At 65.3% G+C, this 2969-nt stretch carries 3 protein-coding genes; all 3 read right to left on the minus strand.

Annotated elements, in window-relative coordinates; translation table 11 throughout:
* Window positions 1-1208: ATP-dependent Clp protease ATP-binding subunit ClpX (gene clpX / locus VNJ47_04100; protein ID HXG28016.1), on the minus strand; the 1208-nt coding region annotated here is incomplete at its 3' end.
* Between the two features lie 154 nt (window positions 1209-1362).
* Window positions 1363-1986, minus strand: a complete 624-nt coding sequence (gene clpP / locus VNJ47_04105; GenBank protein ID HXG28017.1) for an ATP-dependent Clp endopeptidase proteolytic subunit ClpP — start codon at window positions 1984-1986, stop codon at window positions 1363-1365.
* 175 nt (window positions 1987-2161) lie between these two features.
* Window positions 2162-2969, minus strand: an 808-nt coding sequence (gene tig / locus VNJ47_04110; protein HXG28018.1) for a trigger factor, incomplete at its 5' end; no start/stop codon positions are given.

Consider the following 2969-nt stretch of genomic DNA (forward strand, 5'->3'; position numbering starts at 1 on the left):
GCCTCGCCCTTCACCACCGCCTCGTCCACCACCACCATCGACACGTTCTCCATCGACGGCAGCTCATACATGACGTCGAGCAGGATGCTCTCGACAATCGTGCGCAGCCCGCGCGCACCGGTCTTGCGCTCCATCGCCTTCTTGGCGATGGCGCGCAACGCATCGGGCCGGAATTGCAGCTCCACGCCTTCCATGTCGAACAGCTTGGCGTACTGCTTGGTGAGCGCGTTCTTGGGCTCGGTCAGGATGGACATGAGCGCGTGCTCATCCAGCTCCTCGAGCGTGGCGACCACCGGCAGGCGGCCGACGAACTCGGGGATCAGGCCGTACTTGATCAGATCCTCGGGCTCCACACCGGACAGCACCTCGCCCAGCTTCTTGGCCTCGGCCTGGCCCTTCACGTCCGCGCGAAAGCCGATACCGCCGCGCTGGGTGCGGTTCTGGATGATTTTTTCCAGCCCCGAGAATGCGCCGCCGCAGATGAACAGGATGCCTTTGGTGTCCACCTGCAGGAATTCCTGCTGCGGGTGCTTGCGGCCGCCCTGCGGCGGCACCGAGGCCATGGTGCCCTCGATCAGCTTGAGCAGGGCCTGCTGCACGCCCTCGCCCGATACGTCGCGGGTGATCGACGGGTTTTCGCTCTTGCGCGAAATCTTGTCGATCTCGTCGATGTAAACGATGCCGCGCTGGGCTTTCTCGACGTCGTAGTCGCACTTCTGCAGCAGCTTCTGGATGATGTTTTCGACGTCCTCGCCGACGTAACCGGCCTCGGTCAGGGTGGTGGCATCGGCGATGGCGAACGGCACGTCCAGCAGCCGCGCCAGGGTCTCGGCCAGCAGGGTCTTGCCCGAGCCGGTCGGCCCGATCAAGAGAATGTTGCTCTTGGACAGCTCGACGTCATCGCCCTTGGCCGGCGCCGCGTTCAGGCGCTTGTAGTGGTTGTACACCGCCACCGCCAGCACCTTCTTGGCCGACTCCTGGCCCACCACATAGTCGTCCAGCACCTTCTTGATGGCGGCCGGCTTGGGCAGCCCCTTGTCCACCGGCTTGGCCTGCAGCTCCTCACGGATGATGTCGTTGCACAGCTCGACACACTCGTCGCAGACGAATACCTGCGGTCCCGCGATCAGCTTGCGCACCTCGTTCTCGCTCTTGCCGCAGAACGAGCAGTACAGGACTCTGCCGCTGCCACGTGTGTCGTTGCTCATTTTCGGAGGTTCCTCACTGCAAACCCATGCACCATGTATATCACGGCGTCGGGGCGCTGCAAATCCCGCAACGCCTCGTGGCCGTAGCGGATTTCAATTAGACAGAATGCCCTAGCGGAAGTTGGCGCTGCCGGCGGCACCTGCCGGCCGCCCTTCAGACGGCGGCCGACTGTTTGCGCGAGCTCAAGACCTCGTCCGCCAGGCGATAGGCCACCGCTTCCTCGCTGCTCATGAAGTAGTCGCGGTCGGTGTCCTTCTCGATCTTGTCCAGCGGCTGGCCGGTATGCTTCTGCAGGATGCGGTTGAGCCGGTCGCGCGTTGCCAGGATTTCCTTGGCGTGGATCTCGATGTCCGAGGCCTGGCCCTGGAAGCCGCCCAGCGGCTGGTGGACCATGACCCGCGAATGCGGCAGGCAGTACCGCTTGCCCTTGGCGCCGGCGGCCAGCAGCACCGCACCCATGCTGGCGGCCTGGCCCAGGCACATGGTGCTAACGTCCGGCTTGATGAACTGCATGGTGTCGTAGATGGACAGGCCGGCCGACACCACCCCGCCCGGCGAGTTGATGTACAGGTGGATGTCCTTGTCCGGGTTCTCGGATTCCAGGAACAGCAGCTGCGCCACCACCAGGTTGGCCATGTGGTCGTCGATCGGCCCGACCACGAATACCACGCGCTCCTTGAGCAGGCGCGAGTAGATGTCGAAGGCCCGCTCGCCGCGCGCGGTCTGTTCGATGACCATCGGGACCAGGTTGAGGGCGCGAGTCGGGATAGTGCTCATGGACGATTACCTGAATGGCTTGCGGCTACAGCTTAAACATAGCCGCTTTTAGGTTGAGGCGAAAGCCGGGTGAGACATTCGAGGACCGTGCGCGCACATGGACGTGCGCGCCCGAGCGCCATGGATGGCTGCCTTTGCGTGTCCGAGAAAGGCTTACCCGGCTTTCGCCCGTTTGTCAGTGGTCGCAGTCCGGACCATGCACATGCCCCGGCTCGCCGTGTGCCGGGCCCAGCAGCGCATCCAGGCTCATGGTCTTTTCCGTGATCTGGGCGCCGGCCAACAGCGACTCGACCACCTGCTCCTCCATGACCATGGCCTCGATGCCCTGCATGATCTCGCGGTTGGCGCGGTAGTACTGCAGTACCTCGTCGGCGCGCTCGTAGTCGCCGGCCATGTCCTGCAGGCGCTGCTCAACCCGGGCCGGGTCGAGCTGGATCTTGCGCGCGCGGATCACCTCGGCGATCAGCAGGCCCAGCGCCACGCGCTTGCGCGCGGACGCCTGGAACAGGTCGTCCGGGAACAGATTGGCGGCCTTCTCCGGGTGCGCCTTGATGTCCTTCTGGATTTGCGGCGGCAGGCGATGCAGGGCCTCGTGGCGCATGCGCCCCAGCTCCTGCGCCACCAGCGCCTGCGGCAGCTCGATCGAGTTCGCGGCCAGCAGGCCCTCGAGAATCTGCTGCTTCACACGGTTGCGCACCGCGCGGTCGCGCTCCCGCGCCAGCGACTCGCGGATCCTGGCCTGCAAGGCCGGCAGCCCGCCTTCCTTCACGCCCACGGCCTGGAAGAATTCGTCATTCAGCTCCGGCAGGCGCGGCTCCGCCACCTGGCGAACCTTGACCTGGAACAGCGCCCGGCGGCCCTTGAGCGCCTCGGCCGGGTAATCGGCCGGGAAATCCACCGTGATCTCGCAGTCCTCGCCGGCCTTGCGGCCGATGAGCCCGTCTTCCATCGGCTTGAGGAAGCGGCCCGAGCCGATCACCACC

The organism is Nevskiales bacterium, assembly GCA_035574475.1.
Taxonomy (GTDB): Bacteria; Pseudomonadota; Gammaproteobacteria; order Nevskiales; family DATLYR01; genus DATLYR01.

Bases quoted from the DNA above. Each gene is read 5' to 3' on its own strand.
- clpP (HXG28017.1), bottom strand. From the start codon at position 1,986: ATGAGCACTATCCCGACTCGCGCCCTCAACCTGGTCCCGATGGTCATC.